The organism is Shewanella sp. SM21, from assembly GCF_025654335.1.
GTDB lineage: Bacteria > Pseudomonadota > Gammaproteobacteria > Enterobacterales > Shewanellaceae > Shewanella > Shewanella oncorhynchi.
Map to the genome: position 1 here is coordinate 1 of NZ_JAKKRL010000038.1, position 619 is coordinate 619.

The following is a 619-nucleotide window of genomic DNA, read 5'->3' on the forward strand; positions in this document are numbered from 1 at the left end:
GAATTATCCGCGACGCCATAACGAAAAAAGCCTCATCTTTCGATGAGGCTTATCTCTTAATGTTGGCGGAGCGGACGGGACTCGAACCCGCGACCCCCGGCGTGACAGGCCGGTATTCTAACCAACTGAACTACCGCTCCTTTAGCTTAACGTCTACACGTTAACCTAAATTAGGCGCTTGGCGATGACCTACTCTCACATGGGGAGACCCCACACTACCATCGGCGCGTTTGCGTTTCACTTCTGAGTTCGGGATGGGATCAGGTGGTTCCACAAGGCTATTGTCACCAAGCAAATTCTGTTTATTACCGTGTCCATCTCTGGCTCACGTTAATAATAATTCGGAAAGCTGATTTTCTGTTGAGTCTTTAACTTTATCAAGTATCTGTATTCTGTCTAAGGCTGCTTATAAAACCCATCTGGGTTGTATGGTTAAGCCTCTCGAGTCATTAGTACATGTTAGCTCAACGCCTCACAACGCTTACACACCATGCCTATCAACGTCCTAGTCTCGAACGGCTCTTTAGAGGAATTAAATTCCTAGGGATGACTCATCTTAGGGCTCGCTTCCCGCTTAGATGCTTTCAGCGGTTATCGATTCCGAACGTAGCTACCGGGC

General features: G+C 47.8%; 1 tRNA gene and 2 rRNA genes. All 3 read right to left on the reverse strand.

What is annotated here, in order from left to right:
- Window positions 1–63 precede the first annotated feature (63 nt).
- A tRNA-Asp gene (locus L5L94_RS21770) sits at window positions 64–140 on the reverse strand.
- A gap of 36 nt (window positions 141–176) precedes the next feature.
- Window positions 177–292, reverse strand: a 5S ribosomal RNA gene (gene rrf, locus L5L94_RS21775).
- Window positions 293–428: 136 nt separating this feature from the next.
- Window positions 429–619 (reverse strand): 23S ribosomal RNA (locus L5L94_RS21780); the annotation flags it as partial.